This window comes from Massilia agilis, assembly GCF_024756255.1.
Taxonomy (GTDB): domain Bacteria; phylum Pseudomonadota; class Gammaproteobacteria; order Burkholderiales; family Burkholderiaceae_D; genus Telluria; species Telluria agilis.
This window is the reverse complement of the sequence record NZ_JANUHB010000008.1, coordinates 86,554-104,822: the sequence shown is the minus strand read 5'-3', so window position 1 is coordinate 104,822 and position 18,269 is coordinate 86,554. Positions and strand designations below refer to the sequence as shown.

Annotated in this window: 18 protein-coding genes; 10 read left to right on the top strand and 8 right to left on the bottom strand. The window is 67.0% G+C overall.

Translation table 11 applies throughout. The features are described from left to right. Window positions 1-20: 20 nt before the first annotated feature. The 4 genes from erpA to NX774_RS22920 form a co-directional block, all read right to left on the bottom strand. Window positions 21-386, bottom strand: coding sequence for an iron-sulfur cluster insertion protein ErpA (gene erpA, locus NX774_RS22935; protein WP_258824617.1), 366 nt, complete (start codon window positions 384-386; stop codon window positions 21-23). Window positions 387-441: 55 nt separating this feature from the next. Further along, window positions 442-843, bottom strand: a complete 402-nt coding sequence (locus NX774_RS22930) for a bactofilin family protein (protein WP_258824616.1) — start codon at window positions 841-843, stop codon at window positions 442-444. A 143-nt stretch (window positions 844-986) separates the two neighbouring features. After that, window positions 987-2,024, bottom strand: coding sequence for an N-acetyl-gamma-glutamyl-phosphate reductase (argC, locus tag NX774_RS22925; protein WP_258824615.1), 1,038 nt, complete (start codon window positions 2,022-2,024; stop codon window positions 987-989). A 101-nt stretch (window positions 2,025-2,125) separates the two neighbouring features. Beyond that, window positions 2,126-3,481, bottom strand: a complete 1,356-nt coding sequence (locus tag NX774_RS22920; protein ID WP_258824614.1) for an aminotransferase-like domain-containing protein — start codon at window positions 3,479-3,481, stop codon at window positions 2,126-2,128. Between the two features lie 81 nt (window positions 3,482-3,562). Here NX774_RS22920 and NX774_RS22915 point away from each other — a divergent pair, with 81 nt between their 5' ends. Genes NX774_RS22915 through NX774_RS22905 form a run of 3 tightly spaced genes read left to right on the top strand, consistent with a single transcriptional unit; the run spans window position 3,563 to window position 6,320 of the window. Next, the gene (locus NX774_RS22915) at window positions 3,563-5,038 is read left to right on the top strand and encodes a M20/M25/M40 family metallo-hydrolase (protein WP_258824613.1); all 1,476 of its coding nucleotides are present in this window, start codon (window positions 3,563-3,565) and stop codon (window positions 5,036-5,038) included. Then, window positions 5,035-5,343 carry an EthD family reductase gene (locus tag NX774_RS22910; protein ID WP_258824612.1) on the top strand — a complete coding sequence of 103 codons (309 nt, stop codon included), beginning with the start codon at window positions 5,035-5,037 and terminating at the stop codon, window positions 5,341-5,343. The genes NX774_RS22915 and NX774_RS22910 overlap by 4 nt, the downstream gene beginning before the upstream one ends. Window positions 5,344-5,360: 17 nt before the next feature. Continuing rightward, window positions 5,361-6,320, top strand: coding sequence for a Gfo/Idh/MocA family protein (locus NX774_RS22905; protein WP_258824611.1), 960 nt, complete (start codon window positions 5,361-5,363; stop codon window positions 6,318-6,320). A 207-nt stretch (window positions 6,321-6,527) separates the two neighbouring features. On the opposite strand, the gene rpsI is transcribed toward NX774_RS22905, so the two are convergent. Both rpsI and rplM read right to left on the bottom strand, forming a co-directional pair. Continuing rightward, complete coding sequence (gene rpsI / locus NX774_RS22900) at window positions 6,528-6,920, bottom strand: 30S ribosomal protein S9 (protein WP_258824610.1); 393 nt, start codon at window positions 6,918-6,920, stop codon at window positions 6,528-6,530. Between the two features lie 11 nt (window positions 6,921-6,931). Then, window positions 6,932-7,360 (bottom strand): 50S ribosomal protein L13, encoded by a 429-nt coding sequence (gene rplM / locus NX774_RS22895; RefSeq protein ID WP_258824609.1) that lies wholly within the window; start codon window positions 7,358-7,360, stop codon window positions 6,932-6,934. Window positions 7,361-7,641: 281 nt separating this feature from the next. On the opposite strand from rplM, the gene NX774_RS22890 reads away from it, so the two are divergent. From NX774_RS22890 to NX774_RS22875, 4 genes are read left to right on the top strand one after another with little or no spacing between them, the layout of a single operon-like run. Beyond that, complete coding sequence (locus NX774_RS22890; RefSeq protein ID WP_258824608.1) at window positions 7,642-9,060, top strand: alpha/beta fold hydrolase; 1,419 nt, start codon at window positions 7,642-7,644, stop codon at window positions 9,058-9,060. A gap of 12 nt (window positions 9,061-9,072) precedes the next feature. Next, entirely contained in the window at window positions 9,073-9,804 is a 732-nt protein-coding gene (locus tag NX774_RS22885; RefSeq protein WP_258824607.1) for an ABC transporter ATP-binding protein, read from the top strand. Next, window positions 9,801-10,985 (top strand): ABC transporter permease, encoded by a 1,185-nt coding sequence (locus NX774_RS22880; protein WP_258824606.1) that lies wholly within the window; start codon window positions 9,801-9,803, stop codon window positions 10,983-10,985. The genes NX774_RS22885 and NX774_RS22880 overlap by 4 nt, the downstream gene beginning before the upstream one ends. 40 nt (window positions 10,986-11,025) lie before the next feature. Then, complete coding sequence (locus tag NX774_RS22875; RefSeq protein ID WP_258824605.1) at window positions 11,026-11,448, top strand: OsmC family protein; 423 nt, start codon at window positions 11,026-11,028, stop codon at window positions 11,446-11,448. A gap of 70 nt (window positions 11,449-11,518) precedes the next feature. Here NX774_RS22875 and coq7 read toward each other — a convergent pair whose 3' ends face one another. Then, complete coding sequence (gene coq7 / locus NX774_RS22870) at window positions 11,519-12,163, bottom strand: 2-polyprenyl-3-methyl-6-methoxy-1,4-benzoquinone monooxygenase (protein ID WP_258824604.1); 645 nt, start codon at window positions 12,161-12,163, stop codon at window positions 11,519-11,521. Between the two features lie 34 nt (window positions 12,164-12,197). Then, complete coding sequence (locus NX774_RS22865; RefSeq protein ID WP_258824603.1) at window positions 12,198-12,677, bottom strand: hypothetical protein; 480 nt, start codon at window positions 12,675-12,677, stop codon at window positions 12,198-12,200. 102 nt (window positions 12,678-12,779) lie between these two features. Between NX774_RS22865 and petA the strand changes: the two genes are divergently transcribed. From petA to NX774_RS22850, 3 genes are all read left to right on the top strand, one after another. Next, the gene (petA, locus tag NX774_RS22860; protein ID WP_258824602.1) at window positions 12,780-13,388 is read left to right on the top strand and encodes a ubiquinol-cytochrome c reductase iron-sulfur subunit; all 609 of its coding nucleotides are present in this window, start codon (window positions 12,780-12,782) and stop codon (window positions 13,386-13,388) included. 265 nt (window positions 13,389-13,653) lie between these two features. After that, window positions 13,654-14,547: an ABC transporter ATP-binding protein gene (locus NX774_RS22855; protein WP_258824601.1), complete on the top strand. Its 894-nt coding sequence runs from the start codon at window positions 13,654-13,656 to the stop codon at window positions 14,545-14,547. A gap of 3 nt (window positions 14,548-14,550) precedes the next feature. After that, window positions 14,551-18,129, top strand: coding sequence for an ABC transporter permease/M1 family aminopeptidase (locus tag NX774_RS22850; RefSeq protein ID WP_258824600.1), 3,579 nt, complete (start codon window positions 14,551-14,553; stop codon window positions 18,127-18,129). The last annotated feature ends 140 nt before the right edge of the window (window positions 18,130-18,269 follow it).

Below are 18,269 nucleotides of genomic sequence, written 5' to 3'. Positions count from 1 at the left end.
TTGAAGCTGGTGGTGCCGGCTTAGGCCGAGAACGACGAACCGCAGCCGCAGGTCGAGTTGGCGTTCGGGTTCTTGATCACGAACTGCGCGCCTTCGAGGTCGTCCTTGTAGTCGATCTCGGCGCCAACCAGGTACTGGTAGCTCATCGAGTCGATCAGCAGCTGGACGCCGTTCTTGACCATGGTGGTGTCGTCTTCGTTGACGATTTCGTCGAACGTGAACCCGTACTGGAAGCCCGAGCAGCCGCCGCCCTGCACGAACACGCGCAGTTTCAGGTCGGGATTGCCCTCTTCCTCGATCAGTTGCGCAACCTTTTGAGCGGCGCTGTCGGTGAACACGATGGGCGTCGGGATGGTGTTTTCTTGCACGTCAGCGACTGCAGTCATTTGGTAACTCCTGGATGGATTCGGTTTGCCGTCCATTATAGTCGCTCGGCGAAAGTCATGCTTCGGTCACCTCCGCCCCCACCGCCAGGTGGAAGACCGGCTCGCCCGTCTGTTGATGGGTTAATTTCCCGGTAACAAGAGCGCCACCGTGCATCTCGAGCAGCTTGTAATGGACATCTCCATGTATGCGGCCTTTTGGCTGTAATTCAAGTAGCTCGGAGGAATAAACCGTACCGGCAATATAGCCATTCACCACCAGGTTGGCGCAGCGCACCTCACCCTCGATGCGCGCGTGCTCGGAGACGATCAGCACGCTGTCAGCGCCGTCGCCGGCTACCACGTTGCCGTGTACCTCGCCATCGATGCGCAGGCCGCCCGTGAACATCAGGTCGCCCTCGATGCGGGCGGAAATACCGACCAGGCTGTCTATTTCGCTTTTGGCATTACGACCGAACATGATGGCACCCCTGCAAGAAATGACGGGAACGGACGGAGCTTGTAAAACCAACCAGAGGTCAATTTATCTCGCTCAACAGTTACCGCTTTGATCTAGATCGTGTCCGGCTCAGCCGAAAACGACGCCGCAGGGGTGCAAATCCGTTACGGCAACAGCGCGATCTGTTGCAAACCGGTCTCTTCCGGCAGGCCGAACATCAGGTTCATGCACTGCACGGCCTGGCCGGAGGCGCCCTTGACCAGGTTGTCCTGCACCACCAGGATCACGACCGTGTCGCCATTCTCGGGGCGATGCAGCGCGATGCGCAGCATGTTCGAGCCGCGCGTGGAGCGGGTTTCCGGCAGCGAACCGAACGGCATCACGTCCACGAACTGCGAATCCTTGTACTCGGCCTCGAACAGCGCCTGCAACGCGGCGTTGTCGATGTCGCGGGTCAGCTTGGCGTACAGGGTCGAGAACATGCCGCGGATCATCGGCACCAGGTGCGGGGTGAAGATCAGGCCGACTTTCTGGCCGGTGTAACGCTGCAGCTGGGCCGAGGTTTCCGGGGTGTGGCGGTGGCCGGCCACGCCGTAGGCCTTGAAGTTGTCGCTCGCTTCCGAGAACAGGGTGCCGATCTCGGCCTTGCGGCCGGCGCCCGATACGCCGGACTTGGAGTCGGCGATCAGGTTGCCCGCGTCGATCACGCCGGCCTTGAGCAGCGGGTAATAGCCCAGCTGCATGGTGGTCGGGTAGCAGCCCGGGTTGGCGATCAGGCGCGCGCCCTTGATCTGCTCGCGGTTCAGCTCGACCAGGCCGTACACCGCCTCTTCCAGCAGCTCGGGGGCAGTGTGGGGAATCTTGTACCACTTCTCGAACACGGACGCGTCCTTGATGCGGAAGTCGGCGGCCAGGTCGATTACCTTGACGCCGGCCTTGAGCAGCTCGGGCGCCTGCGCCATGGCCACGCCGTGCGGGGTGGCAAAAAACACGACGTCGCACTTGGTCAGGTCGGCCTTGTCGGGCGCGGAGAAAGCCAGGTTCACGCGGTCGCGCAGCGACGGGAACATGTCGGCGACCGGCAGTCCGTCTTCCTTGCGCGAAGTGATGGCGGTCAGCTCCACCTGCGGGTGAACGGCTAACAGCCGCAGCAATTCCACGCCCGTGTAACCGGTTCCGCCGACGATGCCAACTTTGATCATTGTGGTTTCCTTGTGATGAGACATTGCCTTTCGGCCGAGGGTGCAATTTTAGCAGTCTCGCGGCCGCCATGCCGGCGGGCACGCGTTGCGCCGGCTTTTGCTCACAGCAATTCGATCTCCGGCGGCTGGCGCAGCGCCGCGCCCACTAGCTCGAGCCCGCGCGCAAGGCTGGCGCGACGCGGCACTGCGCCCAGGGTCAGGCGCACGTAGCCGCGCGCGCTCGGCTGCACGGCAAAGCTCTCGCCCGCGGCCAGCAGCACGCCCTGCCGCTCCAGCCCCTGGGCAAAGCGGTCGCCGCGCCAGCCCGGCGCCAGCGCGATCCAGACGTGGCTGGCCATGCCGTTGACGGGCACGCCCAAGTGCTGCTGCGCCAGCTGCGCACGGGCGGCTGCCTCGTCGCGGCGCCAGCGCAGGATCTTGTCGGCCAGGCCCTGGCGCTGCCAGCTCGCCGCCAGCTCGGTCACCAGCGGCGAGACCATCCAGATGGTCGCCCGCAACTGCGACTGCAGCGCGGCCTGCCAGCGTGGCGGCGCCTGCACGTAGGCCAGCCGCAAGCCGAAACCGATCGGCTTGGACAGGCTGGCGAGGTAAAACACCTGCGCGGGGGCGAGCGAAGCCAGCGGCGGCAAGCCCTCGGGCGCCAGCGGGCCGTAGTCGTCGTCCTCGATCATCGGCAGGTCGTGCCGCTCCAGCACCGCCGCCAGGGCCTTGCGGCGGGCCGGCGACATGGTGGCCGCCGTTGGGTTGGCCCAGGTCGGCTGGCAGTACAGGGCGCACGGCGCGTGCTGCTCGCATGCCTGCGCCACGGCGTCCGGCAACACGCCCTCCCCGTCGCTCGCGACCTCCACCAGCGCCAGGCCCAGCTGGCGCGCGGCCAGCATGAAACCGGGATTGGTGAACGCCTCGCACAGGACCACACCGCCGGGGCGGGACAAGGTCGCCAGGATGGCATACAGGCCGTTCTGCGCGCCCGCCGCGATCAGGACGCTGGCGCTGCTGGCCGCAACGCCACAGCGCGCAAGCCAGGCCACCGCGGCCTCGCGGTGCGCCGGATTCTCCCCGGTGACCTCGGGCGCGAGCAGGCCGGCAAGCCCGTCGCCGCGCAGGCAACCAGCCAGCGCCTGTTCGAGCATGTCGCGCCCGTCGATGCCCTCGGGGAAGGCCGGGGCGTGGGTGCGCAGGTCGATCGCGGCGTCGGCAAGCGCATCGCTCGCCCGCCGCACGTAACTGCCGCTGCCGACCCCGCATTCGATCAGGCCGCGGCGCTGCGCCTCGATGAAGGCGCGGCTGACGGTGCCGACGGTCACGCCCAGCGCCTTGGCCAGCTCGCGTTGTGCGGGCAGGCGCGCGCCGGCCGGCAGCACGGCCTTGCGGATCGCGTCCTGCAGCGCATCGACGATCGCCAGATAGATCGGCTTGTCACCGCTGGCGGGTAGCTCAGGTATCCAATTTGTCATGAAACAATTTTCTTTTTGACTGCATCATTCCGTCAAGTGTACCATTACATTTAATGTTCAAAAACATATTGTACGGATTCAATGAGAACGCTTGCCACCCTGCAGTCCCTCCGCCGCCAACGCGCGCTGGTCATCCTGGATGAACTGGCCGCGTGGCTGCGCGTGCCCAACGACGTCGAGGACAGCGCCGCGATTCAGGCAAACGCCGGCCACCTGCGCGAGATGCTGGCGCGCCGCGGCATCCACTCCGAGCTGTGGCCAACCGCCAGCGGCCGCCCCTACGTCTATGGCGAGCTATGCCGCCTTGGTGTGCGCGAGACGCTGCTCATCTACAGCCACTACGACGGCGTGCCCGCTGGCGAAGGCTGGCACTCGCCGCCCTACGAGCCCCGGCTGCGCAGCGGCGGCGCCGACTCCGGCTTCGTGCACTGGCCGGCCTCGCCAGCCGCGATCGAGCCAAGCTGGCGGCTGTATGCGCGCTCCGCCGCCGATTCGAAGAACGCCATCGTGGCGGTACTGTCGGCGCTGGACGTGCTGCGTGCCGCCGGCATGGCGCCGGCGATGAACCTGAAATTCCTGTTCGACGGCGAGGAAGAGCGCGAATCGCCGGGACTGGCCGGCATCATCGACCGGCACGGCGCGCGCCTGGACGCGGACCTGGTCATTTCGGCATCGGGCGAATTGCACCAGAGCGGCCTGCCGACGGTGGCCTTCGGCGTGCGCGGCATCGTGCAAGCCCGCCTGACCTTGCATGCGGCGGCGCACGATGCGCACAGCGGCCATTTCGGCGGCTTTGCGCCCAACGCGGCGGTGCAGCTGGCGCACCTGATCGGCGCGCTGGTGGATGGCGACGGCCGCGCGCGGCTGCCCGGCTACGGCAAGGACGCGGCGCCGCTGGACGCCTCAAGCCTGGCCGCGATCGCCGCCGTGCCGCCGATCGAGCACGAGGTAGCCCAGCGGCTCGGCATGCGCGAGCTGCCGCGCGACAGCCTGCAAATGCTGATCAACCAGCCCACCTTCAACCTGCGCGGCCTGGCCGCCGGTGGCGTCGGCGCTGGCGCGCGCAACGTTGTGCCAGGCAGCGCGGTCGCGGAATTCGACCTGCGCCTGGTCGAAGGCATGGCGCCCGAAGCAGTCTGCGCACAGCTGCGCGACGGGATCGCGGCACTCGGCTACCCCATTGTTGACGGCACGCCGACGGCGGCCACGCTCCGGCAATGCGGGCCGGTGGTGCAGCTGGACTGCCTGGCCGGCTTTCCCGCCACCCGCACCCCGCTCGACCATGCGGCTGGCCGGCGCATCGTCGCCAGGCTGCGCGCGCTGCTGGGCCAAGAGCTCGTGCTCGAGCCCAGCGAAGGCGGCAGCCTCGCCTTCCACCACTTTGCCCGCGCTGGCCTGTCGGTCATCACCATGCCGATTTCGAACGACGACTGCAACCAGCACAGTCACGACGAAAACCTGCTGCTGTCCACACTCTACCGGGGCGTGGACCAGTGGCTCGCCATCCTGGCCGGCGACGGCCAGGCCCTTCCCTCTCAATCAGGAGAAACATCATGATCAAACTGTCCGTGTTCTACCCGTTCGACGCCGCCGCCCGTTTCGACTTCGACTACTACCGCGACCAGCACTTCCCGATGGTGATGCAGCGCCTGCAGGCATTTGGCGTCAAGGGTTTCGAGGTCGACCGCGGCCTGCCCGACGCCGACGGCAATCCGCCGCGCTTTCTCGCCGTGGGCCACCTGCTGTGCAGCGACGGCGAACGCCTGGCCGCCGGCCTGGCCGAGCACGGGGCCGAGATCATGGCCGACGTGGCCAACTATACGGACCTCAAGCCCTTCACCCAACTGAACGCCGCCGGCTGATCCGGCCCGGGAATCGTATGTCTCCATACAGACTAGGAATCATTGGATGCGGCACGATGGCCCGGGCGCTTGCGCCCCGGCTGGTCGCATCCGGGCAGTTCGAGATTGCCGCCGCCTGGGACCCGGCGCCGCAGGCGCGTGCGGCGATGGCCGCGCTGGCGCACAACGCCATGCGCCCCAGCGCCGAGGCGGTCCTCACCGACCCGGACGTGGACCTGGTGTACATCGCCTCGCCGCCCGGCACCCACTTGCAGTACCTGGCCGCCGCGGCCGAAGCCGGGAAAGCGGTCCTGTGCGAAAAACCGCTGGCCCTGGATGTCGACGCCGCCGCCACGCTGGTGGCGCGCGCCCGGCGCGAAGGCTGGCGCGTGGCCGTCAACTTCGTGTTTGGCGCATCGCCGCCGGTGGCCATGCTGGCCGCTCTGCTGCGCGACGGTGCGGTGGGCCGGGTCACGCGTGCCGAGGTGCGCCTGCGCTTTCGGCAATGGCCGCGGCCCTGGCAAGCAGATGCGACCTGGCTGGCGCAGCGGGCCGAGGGCGGCTTTTGCCGCGAAGTCCTGTCGCACTTCCTGTTCCTGCTGGTCCGCCAGCTCGGCACGCCGCACGTCCTGGCGCATGCGGTGGTCTATCCCCGCGATCCGGCCGCAGCCGAAACCAGCCTGCAGGCGCAGCTGCGGATCGGCGACACGCCGGTGGAGATCGACGCCGCCGTGGCCGGCGCCATCGACGACGACAACCGCTGCACCTTTGTCGGCACCGACGGCGCGCTGCGCATGCACGACTGGTACTGCGTGCAGCGCCGCATCGGCGGCGAATGGCACCCGGTCGGGGCGGCGGACAAGGAAACGAGCTACCGGCAAACGCGCGAAGGGCTGGTCGAGCAATTGCGGGCTTTTTGCGCCGGCGCGCCGCATACGCTCGCCACGCTGGACGAAGCCTGGCAGGTGCAGCAGACCGTGGAGGCGCTGCTGCGCTGAACGAGCTGCGTAGGGTGGGCTGAACGAGCGGCGTAGGGTGGGCTGAACGAGCGGCGTAGGGTGGGCTCTCGAGCCCACGCGGAAAACACGCGGCGCGTGACAGCGCGTGGGCTCGAGAGCCCACCCTACCGCCAACGAGCAAAAAAAAGCCGCCGGCTTTGCAGCGGGCGGCTGATTTTGCAGCAGCGATGAACGCTGCGGCAGCGATTAACGCTTCGAGAACTGCTTGGCGCGGCGTGCTTTGCGCAGGCCGACCTTCTTACGCTCGACTTCGCGGGCATCGCGGGTGACGAAACCGGCACGTGCCAGGTCGCCCTTCAGGCCTGCATCGTAGTCGATCAGGGCGCGGGTGATGCCGTGACGGACGGCGCCTGCCTGGCCCGACTCACCGCCACCGTGCACGTTGACCTTGATGTCGAAACGCTCGACGTTGCCGGTCAGTTCCAGCGGTTGACGGATGACCATCAGGCCGGTTTCACGCGAAAAGTATTCCGCTGCCGGTTTGCCGTTCACGGTGATCTGGCCGGTGCCGGCCTTGATGAACACGCGAGCGACTGCACTCTTGCGACGGCCAGTGCCGTAGTTGTAGTTACCGATCATGAGTCAGCTCCTTAGATCTCGAGTGCTTGGGGTTGCTGGGCAGCGTGCGGGTGGGTACCTTCCGCATACACTTTCAGCTTCTTGAACATCGCGTAGCCGAGCGGACCCTTGGGCAGCATGCCCTTGACGGCCTTTTCCAGCGCACGACCCGGAAAACGCTGTTGCATTTTCAGGAAGTTGGTTTCGTAGATACCGCCCGGGTAGCCCGAGTGACGGTAGTACACCTTGTTGTTCGCTTTGGTGCCGGTCACGCGCAGTTTGCCTGCATTGATCACGACGATGTAGTCGCCGGTGTCGACGTGCGGAGTGAATTCCGGTTTGTGCTTGCCGCGCAGTCGGAGTGCCACTTCGCTGGCAACACGTCCGAGGACTTTGTCCGTCGCGTCAATCACGAACCAGTCGCGCTGGACTTCATGTCCTTTAGCGGAAAAAGTTTTCATGTTGACTTCCTAAATTGGTTAAATGCTCAAATTACGCGGTGGTTCCGCCCTCGCTGGCGCGGACTCGACCTTATTGTCTTTTCCTGAGCAAACGGAAAGCCTGCCATGATAGCGGACAACGGGCTCCCGGGTCAACCCAGCCGCGCAGCCTTGTGGCGTGGGCGCATTCAACCAAGGTTAAGTTGCAAATAGGAAATTTGGTCTAGAGTGGACCTTGAGCCTACCGTTGACCTCGCCGCGATTGCCAAATTATTATGACTCCGACCAGAATAGGAGTGCCTGTGAAATACAAGTTACCGTTGGCGACGGCCCTGGCGCTGCTGCTGGCCACCCCGGCGCGGGCGACGGAGCCGCCAAGCGAACGCACCTGCCACCTGCCCGGCTCGGAAGACGCGCTGCGTTGCATGACGCTGCCGGTGCCGCTGGACTATGGCAAGCCGGGTGCCGGCACCCTCAGGCTGCACGTCACCGTGGCGCGCGCCTATCGCGAGGCCGCGCGTCCCGACCCGCTGTTCGTGCTGGCCGGCGGCCCGGGCGAAGCCGGCAGCGACGTGCTGCCGCTGCTCTCGGGCGCCTTCAAGCGCGCCCGCGCCACCCGCGACATCGTCTTCATCGACCAGCGCGGCACCGGCCTGTCGGGCAAGCTGGATTGCCCGATGCCGCAGGAAGACACGATGGGCGACGAGCAGCTCGACGCGCTGGTGCGCGCTTGCATTGCCAACTCGCGCGCGCCGTTTGCCGCCTACACCACCCAGGCCGCCGCCCGCGACATCGAGCAGGTGCGCCAGGCGCTGGGCTACGGCAAAATCAACGTCTGGGGCGGCTCGTACGGCACCCGCCTGGCGCAAGCCTACGCCCGTGCCTATCCGGGTTCGGTGCGCACCCTGCTGCTCGATGCCGTCGCCGCGCCCGACCAGGTGATCCCGGCGGGAGGGCGCGACAGCCAGGCGTCACTCGACAAGGTATTCGACCTGTGCGCGCGCGACGCCGCCTGCCACAAGGCCTACCCCAGCCTGAAGCAGGAATTTGCGGCGCTGGTCGAGAGCGCCGCGGCCGGCGTCAAGCTGTCGCTGCCCGACCCGCGCACCGCGCGCCCGGTGAGCTTCACCATGTCCAGTACGCGCTTTCTCGGCACCGTCCACAACATCCTGTACAGCCCGGCCGACGCGCGCCGCCTGCCGTTCCTGGTCCACACGGCCTACCAGGGCAACTGGGCGCCGTTCGTGGCGCGCCAGAACCTGTTCTCCGACCTGTCGGCGGAAGGCTCGAATGCGCTGCTGCTGCACCTGGCCGTGGTCTGCGCCGAGGACGTGCCGCGCATGACGCCCGCGCTGCTGGCCGCCGACGCGGGCGTGCTCACAGCGCCGATGGCAAAGCGCATCGTGCCCTTGTGCGCGGCGATGAAGGTGCCGGCCGTGCCCTACAAGGCGCCGTCGCGCATCGACGCGCCGGCCCTGCTGCTGTCCGGCGCGCTCGACCCGGTCACGCCGCCGCACCGCGCCGAAGAGGCGGCGCGCCACATGGCGCACGCCCAGCACGTGGTGGTGGCCAATGCCGGCCATGGCGTGTCGCAGCTGCCGTGCGCGGCGCGCGTGCTGCGCGAATTCCTCGACCGCCCGGACAAGCCGGTGGACGCGCGCTGCCTGTCCGAGATCCCGGCGCCGACCTTCCAGCTCGGCAGCGCCGGCCCGCAACCCTGACCCCTCCAGCCCATGATCGAAGTTGACGAAGTACGCAAACAATTTGGCGGTGTGAAGGCGCTGGGCGGGGTGAGCTTCACCGCGCGCGACGGCCAGATCACGGCGCTGCTCGGCCCCAACGGCGCCGGCAAGACCACGCTGCTGCGCACGCTGGTGGGCCTGTTGCGGCGCGACCACGGCACCATCCTGATCGACGGCGTCGATCCCGAGCGCGACCCGCTCAAAGTGCGCAACAACATCGGCTTCTTGACCGACCAGTTCGGGCTGTACGAGCGCCTGTCCACGCGCGAGTACCTGGCCTACTTCGGCGAGTTGAACGGCATGGGCGGCCGCGCACTGGACAGCCGCATCGACGCGGTATCGGAGATGCTGTCGATGGACGACATCATCGACCGCCGCTGCAAGGGCTTCTCGCAGGGCCAGCGCATCAAGGTGGCGCTGGCGCGCACGCTGCTGCACCGGCCGCGCCACCTGCTGCTGGATGAACCAAGCCGCGGCCTGGACGTGATGAGCACGCGCGCGCTGCGCCACGCGCTGTCGGCGCTGCGCGCGGAAGGCTGCTGCGTGCTGATGGCCACCCACGTGATGCAGGAGGTGACCCACCTGTGCGACGACGTGATCGTGATCGCCAAGGGCCACACGGTGGCGCAGGGCTCGCCCGGTGAGCTGTGCCGCCGCACCGGCATCGCCAACCTGGAGGACGCGTTCGTCAGCCTGGTGGGCGAAGAAGGGATCCTCGCATGAAGCCGCGTTTCATGGTGGTGCTCCTGAAGGAGCTGCGCGAAACCCTGCGCGACAAGCGCACGCTGGCGATGCTGGCGCTGTTCACGGTGATGTACCCGGTGGTGCTCGGCTTTATCCTGCAGCAGATGGTCAACCGCGCCACCAAGCCCGAGCGCGAAGGCGCCGAGGTCGCCGTCATCGGCGCGGCCAGGGCGCCCAACCTGATGACCCAGCTCAGGCAGAAGAACTTCACGCTGCGCGAGGTCGCGCCGATGGACGAGGAAGGCATCGCCGCCCTGCTCAAGGGCCGCAAGACGGTGGCGGTGCTGCGCGTGTCCGACAAGTTCGTCGAGAACTACGAGGCCATGCGTCCGGCCGCGATCGAGCTGTGGTTCGACTCGGCCGCCGACACCGGCTCGCGCCCGCGCGACATCGAGGACGTGATCAACGCCTACGGCTCCAACATCGCGGGTGCGCGCCTTCTCGCGCACGGGGTGTCGCCGGCCACGCTCTCGCCGATCAAGCTGCAGCGCTACGACACCGGCACCAACGCCTCGCGCTCGGCGGCCATGATCGGCAGCATCCTGGCCGCGCTGTTCTTCCCGTCCTTCATGCTGGGCATGGCCACCGCGATCGACAGCACCGCCGGCGAGCGCGAACGGCGCTCGCTCGAAGTGCTGATGGCGCAGCCGGCGCGCGCCGCCGACCTGGTGGTGGGCAAATGGCTGGCCGCCGGCACGCTCGCGATGGTGGGCGTCACGCTCGAACTGGCGCTGGCGCACCTGGTGCTGTCCTGGCTGCCGCTGGAAGAAATCGGCATGGCATGGAGCCTGTCGTGGGGTGGCCTGGCCATGGTGTGCATCGCCGCGCTGCCGCTGTCGCTGTTCGCCGCTGCGGTGCAGGTGGCGCTGGCCATGAATTCGAAGTCGTTCAAGGAAGCCCAGAGCCTGCTCAGCTTCGTGATGCTGGTGCCGATGGTGCCGGGCGTGCTGGTATCGATGCTCGACCTGAAAACGGCCACCTGGATGTACCTGGTGCCGATGCTCTCGGACCAGACCCTGCTGCGCGAGATGGCCCGCACCGGGCAGGTGGAAGCGGTGCCGTTCGTGCTCACCTTCCTCAGCTCGGCCGTGCCGGCAGTGGCGGCGGTGGCCTTTGCCGCGTGGCGGATGAAGAGCGAGCGCTACGTGCTGGCGGTGTAAGCCTTACAATAAGCGCATCGCACAATAGCGGAGAACGCAAATGGAAGTGAAAGTCAGCTGGAATGGCCCGTCGGGCATGAGTTTCCGGGCCGAGACCGGCTCGGGCCACATGGTCAGCATGGATGGCGCGCCCGAGGGCGGCGGCCACAACCTCGCGCCGCGGCCGATGGAAATGGTGCTGCTGGGGACCGGCGGCTGCACGGCCTACGACGTGGTGCTGATCCTCAAGCGCGGGCGCGAGGACGTGCGCGGCTGCGACGTGACCCTCAAGGCTGAGCGCGCCGAAACCGATCCGAAGGTGTTCACCAAGATCCACTTCCACTTCACCGTCACCGGCCGCAACCTGAAGGAAGCGACGGTCGAGCGCGCGGTCAACCTGTCGCACGACAAATACTGCTCGGCCTCGATCATGCTGGCCAAGACGGCCGAGATCACGCACTCGTTCGAGATCGTCGAGGCGTAAGGGTTTTCACGCAATCGTTGGACGCGTGGGCGGGAGACCCGCCCACCCTACGGCGGGCGTTCCAGCACAATCAGATGTAATAGGCGGTGGAGGTCATCACCTTGGCCATCGCCTGCATCGCCATTTTCACCGGCAGCGGCATGTCGGTCGCGCCCAGCGACTGGGCGGCGGCGCCGTGCGCGATCTCGTCGATGCGCATCTGGTCCACGATCGCGCGCGACTTGGCGTCCTGCGGGGGCAGCGCGTCGAGGTGGCTGTTCAGGTGCGCCTCGACCTGGCGCTCGGTCTCGACCACGTAACCCAGGCTGTGCGCATCGCCCATCTTGGCGGCGATGGTGCCAAGCGCAAACGCGCCCGCATACCACAAGGGATTCAACAGGCTGGGCTGCGAGCCGAGCTCGGACAGCCGCTGCGCGGTCCAGGCCAGGTGGTCTTCTTCCTCGCGCGCGGCCTGCTCGAACTGGGCGCGCACCTCCGGCGTCTGGGCGAAGCGCGCCTGCGAGTCGTACAGCGCCTGCGCGCAGACCTCGCCCACGTGGTTCACGCGCATCAGGCCGGCGCTGTGGCGCTGCTCCTCTTCGTTCAGTTCGCCGTCGGCGGCATGCGCGGCCGGGTTGGGACGGGACGAGGTGGCTACGCCACCGACCACGCGCAGGGCGCGGTCGAAGCCCACGATCAGGTGGTCGAGGGGATTGATGGAACGGTTGGCAATCATGAAATAGTCAAAACGATACGGCTGGAAAGCGCCATTATAGGCCTTCGCCTGCTGCCGGTCCGTTCCGTTCGCCCTCGCCCGGCGTTTGCTGCGCCTGCGCCAGCAGCGCCTGCTGGCGCTCGATCCACTCGTGCAGCGGCCCGGTGACCTCGAGCCTGGAGATATTCTTGGCCACGCCCAGGTTCAGCGACAGCAGGAACGGAATCGTGTCCGCCGGTACGTCGGCACAGCATTCGGCGAACGCGGCCATGAAGCGCTCGGACTGGACCACCGGCATCACCTTATCCCCGCTCATGAACTGCAGCACGCTGGTGATGCTGTGGCCGCCGCCGATGGTGTGGTAGATGAAGCGGTTGTACTCCCGGTCCACCTTCTTGAAGTCGATCGCCTCGCTGGTCATCAGGCCGGCCAGGTAATACAGGCCCAGCGCGACGCGGAACCAGTCCGTCGACTCCTGCCGGGTGCGCGCCAGGCGCATCACGGCCTGTACCTTTTCCTTGATTGCGGTGTCCATCGCGCCATTATCCACCTTTCTGCGTGGCACAACGAAAAATGGCAACGGCGCGCGATTTTCCCGGTCAAACCGGTATCAACCTGGCCGAGGCACCCCGTGGACATGAGCGAAACCGGACCGCTGGACGACAAGGAGCTGGCACGCAGGCGCATCCTGGTCGCCTCGACCGTTGGCATGGGCACGGTGGGCCTTGCTGCAACGGCGATCCCGTTCGTGGCGTCGATGGAACCGAGCGAGCGCGCCAAGGCCGAGGCGGCGCCGGTGGACGTGGACGTGACCCGGGTTGCACCGGGCGCGCTCATCACCGTCAACTGGCGCGGCAGGCCGGTCTGGGTGCTGCACCGCACGCCACAGATGCTGGCCACGCTGGGCAAGCACAACGCGCTGCTGCTCGATCCCGACTCCCAGACCGACCAGCAGCCGAAATACGCGCGCAATCCCACCCGCTCGGTGCGCCCGGCCTTCCTCGTGGTCGAGGCGGTGTGCACCCACCTCGGCTGCATTCCCGTTTTCCGGCCCGAGCCGGGCGCCGCCGACCTTGGCGCGGACTGGCCCGGAGGCTTCTACTGTCCCTGCCACGGCTCCAAGTACGACCTGGCGGGCCGCGTTTTCCGCAACGTGCCGGCGCCGGTCAACCTGGCGGTGCCGCCACATGCCTACCACGGCGAGCGGCTCGTCATCGGCGAGGAAGGGCCCGGCGTAACTACGTGAACCCGGTAGGGTGGGCAGGTTCCCTGCCCAGGCGTTCAGCCACCCGTCAAACCGTTGCATTTGGGAAAAATTGCCCGATCGCACCGCCTGCCGTGGATTCAACACATCACCGCGCCCTGCTCCCGGAATCGCGCATTCTGCTCCCCCAATTGCGCAGCGCATCGCAAGAACACCCCGGGCGCGGTGACAATTTAATACAATGCAAGCGTCAAAGAGTCCGTAAGGCAACATCGTGCGGATATGTGCCGCACCACGAGGAGTATTCATGGAATTACGCATCCGCAACCTGTCCAAGACCTACGCCAATGGCGTGGTGGCGCTGGACAACGTCAGCCTGCGCATCCCGCCAGGGATGTTCGGCCTGCTCGGCCCGAACGGGGCCGGCAAGTCGACGCTGATGCGGATTTTGGCCACGCTGCAGGAGTGCGACTCCGGCTCGGTCTTTTTGGGCGACATCGACGTGCTCGACGAGAAGGACGCGGTGCGCCAGCTGCTGGGCTACCTGCCGCAGGACTTCGGCGTGTACCCGAAGGTGACGGCTTATGAACTGCTCGACCACTTCGCGATCCTGAAGGGTCTTTCCAACAAGGCGCGCCGGCGCGAGGTGGTGGACGGCCTGCTGCAGCAGACCAACCTGTTCGAGGTGCGCCACCAGCGCATGGGCGGCTTTTCGGGCGGCATGCGCCAGCGCTTCGGCATCGCCCAGGCGCTGCTGGGCGACCCGCAGCTGATCATCGTGGACGAGCCCACCGCCGGCCTGGACCCGCAGGAGCGGGTGCGCTTCCACAACCTGCTGTCGGACATCGGCGAGGACAAGACGGTGATCCTGTCCACCCACATCGTGTCCGACGTGGCCGACCTGTGCGCCAACATGGCCATCATCAACAAGGGCCAGGTGCTGCTGTGCGGCGAGCCGCAAAAGCTCACCTACGACATCGAGGACAGCATCTGGGCGCGCTTCGCCACCAAGCAGGAGCTGCCGCTGCTGCAGAAGCAGCATGCGGTGATCTCGACCCGGCTCCTGATGGGCCGCACGCTGGTGCATGTGTACAGCGAACGCGACCCCGGCGACGGCTTCGAGCCGACCCAGGCCAGCCTGGAAGACGTGTATTTCGCCACCATCGCGGGCCACTACCGGCCCGAAGAAGAGGTCAGCTGAAGCATGCGGGCGATATTTGAGATTGCGCTGTTCGAAGCGAAGCAGCGCCTGCGGATGCTCTCGACCTGGGTGTACTTCCTGATTTTCCTGGCGCTGGCGATGCTGTGGATGGCCGCCGCCGGCGGCGTGTTCAAGGACGCGGTGGTGTCGTTCGGCGCGCGCGTGGCGATCAACGCGCCGCGCTCGATCGCCATTTCGTCGGCGGTCTTGGGCAGCTTTGGCGTGATCGTGATCGCGGCGATGATGGGGCGCGCGGTGCAGCAGGACTTCGAGCGCGAGATGCACCACTTCTTCTTCAGCGCGCCGATCGGCAAGCACGCCTACGTGTTCGGCCGCTTCCTCGGCGCGTTCGCGGTGCTCGCGATCGTCTTTGCGAGCATCCCGCTGGGCGCGCTGGCCGCCGGCTGGATCCCGGGAATCGACCCCGACAAGCTCGGCCCCATCCACGCCTCTACCTACCTGCAGCCCTACCTGCTCACGCTGCTGCCCAACCTGTTCATCTTCGGCGCCATCTTCTTCGTGCTGGCGGCGCTGACCCGGCGCATGCTGCCGGTGTATGTGGCCAGCGTGGTCATGCTGGTCGGTTACATCGTGGCGCCGTCGCTGGCGCGCGACCTCGACTACAAGACCCTGGCCGCGCTGATCGACCCGTTCGGCACCACCGCCCTGATCCGCCTGACCGAATACTGGAGTGTGGCCGAACGCAATGCCAAGGCCGTTCCGTTCGAAGGCGTGTACCTGATGAACCGCCTGATCTGGGCCGGCTTCGGGTTGGTGGTGCTGGTGCTCGGCTACTGGCGCTTCTCGTTCGTGGGCAGCGTGGACGCGGGCGGCAAGGCGCGCGGTGAAGCCCAGGCCCCGCTGGCGCTGTCGCATGCCGCGGTGGACACGCGCGAGACGCCCGATTTCGCGCGCCGCAGCCTGGGCCTGCTCCTGCTGCGCGCCAGCTGGTACAGCGTGCGCGAATCGGTCAAGAACATCTACTTTGCCGTGATCGCGCTGGCCGGCGTGCTGGCACTGGTGGCCAGCTCGCTCAACCTGGGCTCGCTGTTCGGCACCAACACCTATCCCGTCACCTACCAGATCCTCGACATGATCCGCGAGGTGTACTCGCTGTTCATGATCGTCGTGACCACGCTGTATGCCGGCGAACTGGTCTGGCGCGAGCGCGAGGCGCGCATGGCCCAGATGATCGACGCGCTGCCGGTGCCGAGCTGGGTGGCGCTTCTGGGCAAGACCATTGGCCTGATCGCGCTGCAGGCGCTGATGCTGGCCATTGCCATGGTAACCGGCATGGGCATCCAGCTGGCCAAGGGCTACTTCTCGCTCGAGCCGGGCCTGTACCTGCAAGGCCTGTTCGGCGTGATGCTGCCCGAGTATGCGCTGATCGCGGTGCTCGCAATCGCGGCGCAGGTGGTCATCAACCACAAATACCTGGCCTACTTCGCCCTTATCCTCTACTACATCGCGCTGGTCACCTTCGGCTCGCTCGGGCTGGATCACCCGCTGGTGCTGTACGGCGTGACGCCCGAGTTCATCTACTCTGCCATGAACGGCGTGGGCCACCACCTGGTGCGCGAGCGCGCCTTCCTGCTGTACTGGAGCGGCGCGGCGCTGATGCTGCTGTCGGTGTCGCTGTTGCTGTGGCCACGCGGGACCAACGAAGACTTCAGGAGCCGCCTGCGCGCAGCGCGCCGCTGCCTGACGCCGGGCGTGCTCGCCAGTTTCGGCACCGGCCTGGCGGTGTTCGTCGGCATGGGCGGCCTGCTCTGCTACAACCTGGAAATCGCAGGCGACTACCAGACCGCGTTCGCGCGCGAAGAGCAGCGCGCGCAATACGAGCTGCGCTACAAGCGCTACGCCAGCCTGCCGCAGCCGCGCATCACCGGCACCGACCTGCAGGTGGACATCGCGCCGGAAACGCGCAGCCTGATGGTCAAGGGTGTGTACGAACTGGAGAACCGGACCGGCCAGCCGGTGCGCGACGTGATCCTGTACCAGGACCGCAGCGCCGCGTTCAAGCCGGCGTTCTCGCAACCGGCCACGCTGGTGGCAAGCGACCGGCAGCTGGGCTTCTACCATTACCGGCTGGCGCAGCCGCTCGCCAGCGGGCAGCGCATGACCCTGTCCTACACGCTGATCTGGGCGCCCGGCGGCGTGCTGGGGCTGGGCCAGGACACTCCGGTGGTGGGCAACGGCACCTTCTTCACCAACGAGATCCTGCCGCACATCGGCTACCGCGAGGAGGCCGAGCTGGTGGACGCGCGCGACCGCAAGCGCCACGGCCTGCCGCCGCGCGAACGCATGGCCGCGCGCGACGATGCGGCATCGCAGTCGATCAACCAGGTCGGTCCGGACGCGGACTGGATCCGCTTTGACGCGGTGGTGAGCACCAGCGCCGACCAGGTCGCGATCGCCCCTGGCGAACTGCAGCAGGAGTGGATCGCCAACGGCCGCCGCTTCTTCCACTACCGGATGACCAAGCCGATCCTGAACTTCTACGCGTTCCAGTCGGCGCGCTACGAAGTGCGGCACGACCGCTGGGGCGACGTGGCGATCGACGTGTATTACCATCCGGGCCACGACTACAACGTGGACCGCATGATCCGCGGCGCCAAGGCGGCGCTCAGCTACGGCTCGCAGCGCTTCTCGCCGTACCAGTACCACGAGCTGCGCATCGTCGAGTTCCCGCGCTACGCCCAGTTCGCGCAGTCGTTCCCGGGCATGATCCCGTTCTCCGAGAGCATGGGCTTCATCGCCAAGGTGGACGACAGCTCGCCCAAGGACATCGACTACCCCTACTACATCACGGCGCACGAAGTGGCGCACCAGTGGTGGGGCCACCAGCTGATGGCCGCGCACACGCGCGGCGGCACGGTGCTGTCCGAGACGCTGGCCGAGTACACCGCGCTGATGGTCATGCAGCACACCTACGGGCCGGCCAAGATGCGGCGCTTCCTGCGCTACGACCTGGACCGTTACCTGATGGGCCGCGCGCACGAAAGCCGCAAGGAACTGCCGCTGGCGCAGAACGAGAACCAGGACTACATCCACTACCGCAAGGGCAGCCTGGCGATGTACCTGCTGCAGGACCTGCTGGGCGAGGACAAGGTGGACCAGGCCCTGCAAGGCATCCTGGCGCGCCATGCCTACCACGGCAACCCCTACCCGAACGCGACGGTGCTGGTGGACGCGCTGCGCGCGATCACGCCGCCGGACAAGGCTTACCTCATCGACGACCTGTTCGAGTCGATCGTGCTGTACGAGAACCGCGCCGACAGCGCCGTCGCGCACAAGCGGCCGGACGGCAAGTACGAGGTGGTGCTGCATGCGACCGCGGGCAAGGTGCGCGCGGGCGAGCTGGGCGACGAGCAGCCGGCGGCGCTGCGCGACTACATCGAGTTCGGCGTGGACGACAAGAACGGCAGCCCGATCGTGCGCGAGCGGCGCCTGGTGACGGGACGCGAGCAGCAGGTGACCCTGGTGGTGGACCGGGTACCAGGGCGCGCGGGCATCGACCCCGACAACAAGCTCATCGACCGCAAGCCGGCGGATAACATGGTCAGCGTCGAGTTGCGCTGAGCGCAGGCTTTCGCCACTTGCGTAGGGTGGGCACTTGTGCCCACGCGGTACTCACGCGGCGCATGCCAAACGCGTGGGCTCAAGAGCCCACCCTACGACCTGGCCTTCGCGTAGGGTGGACGGGGTGAGGCTGGGCAGTG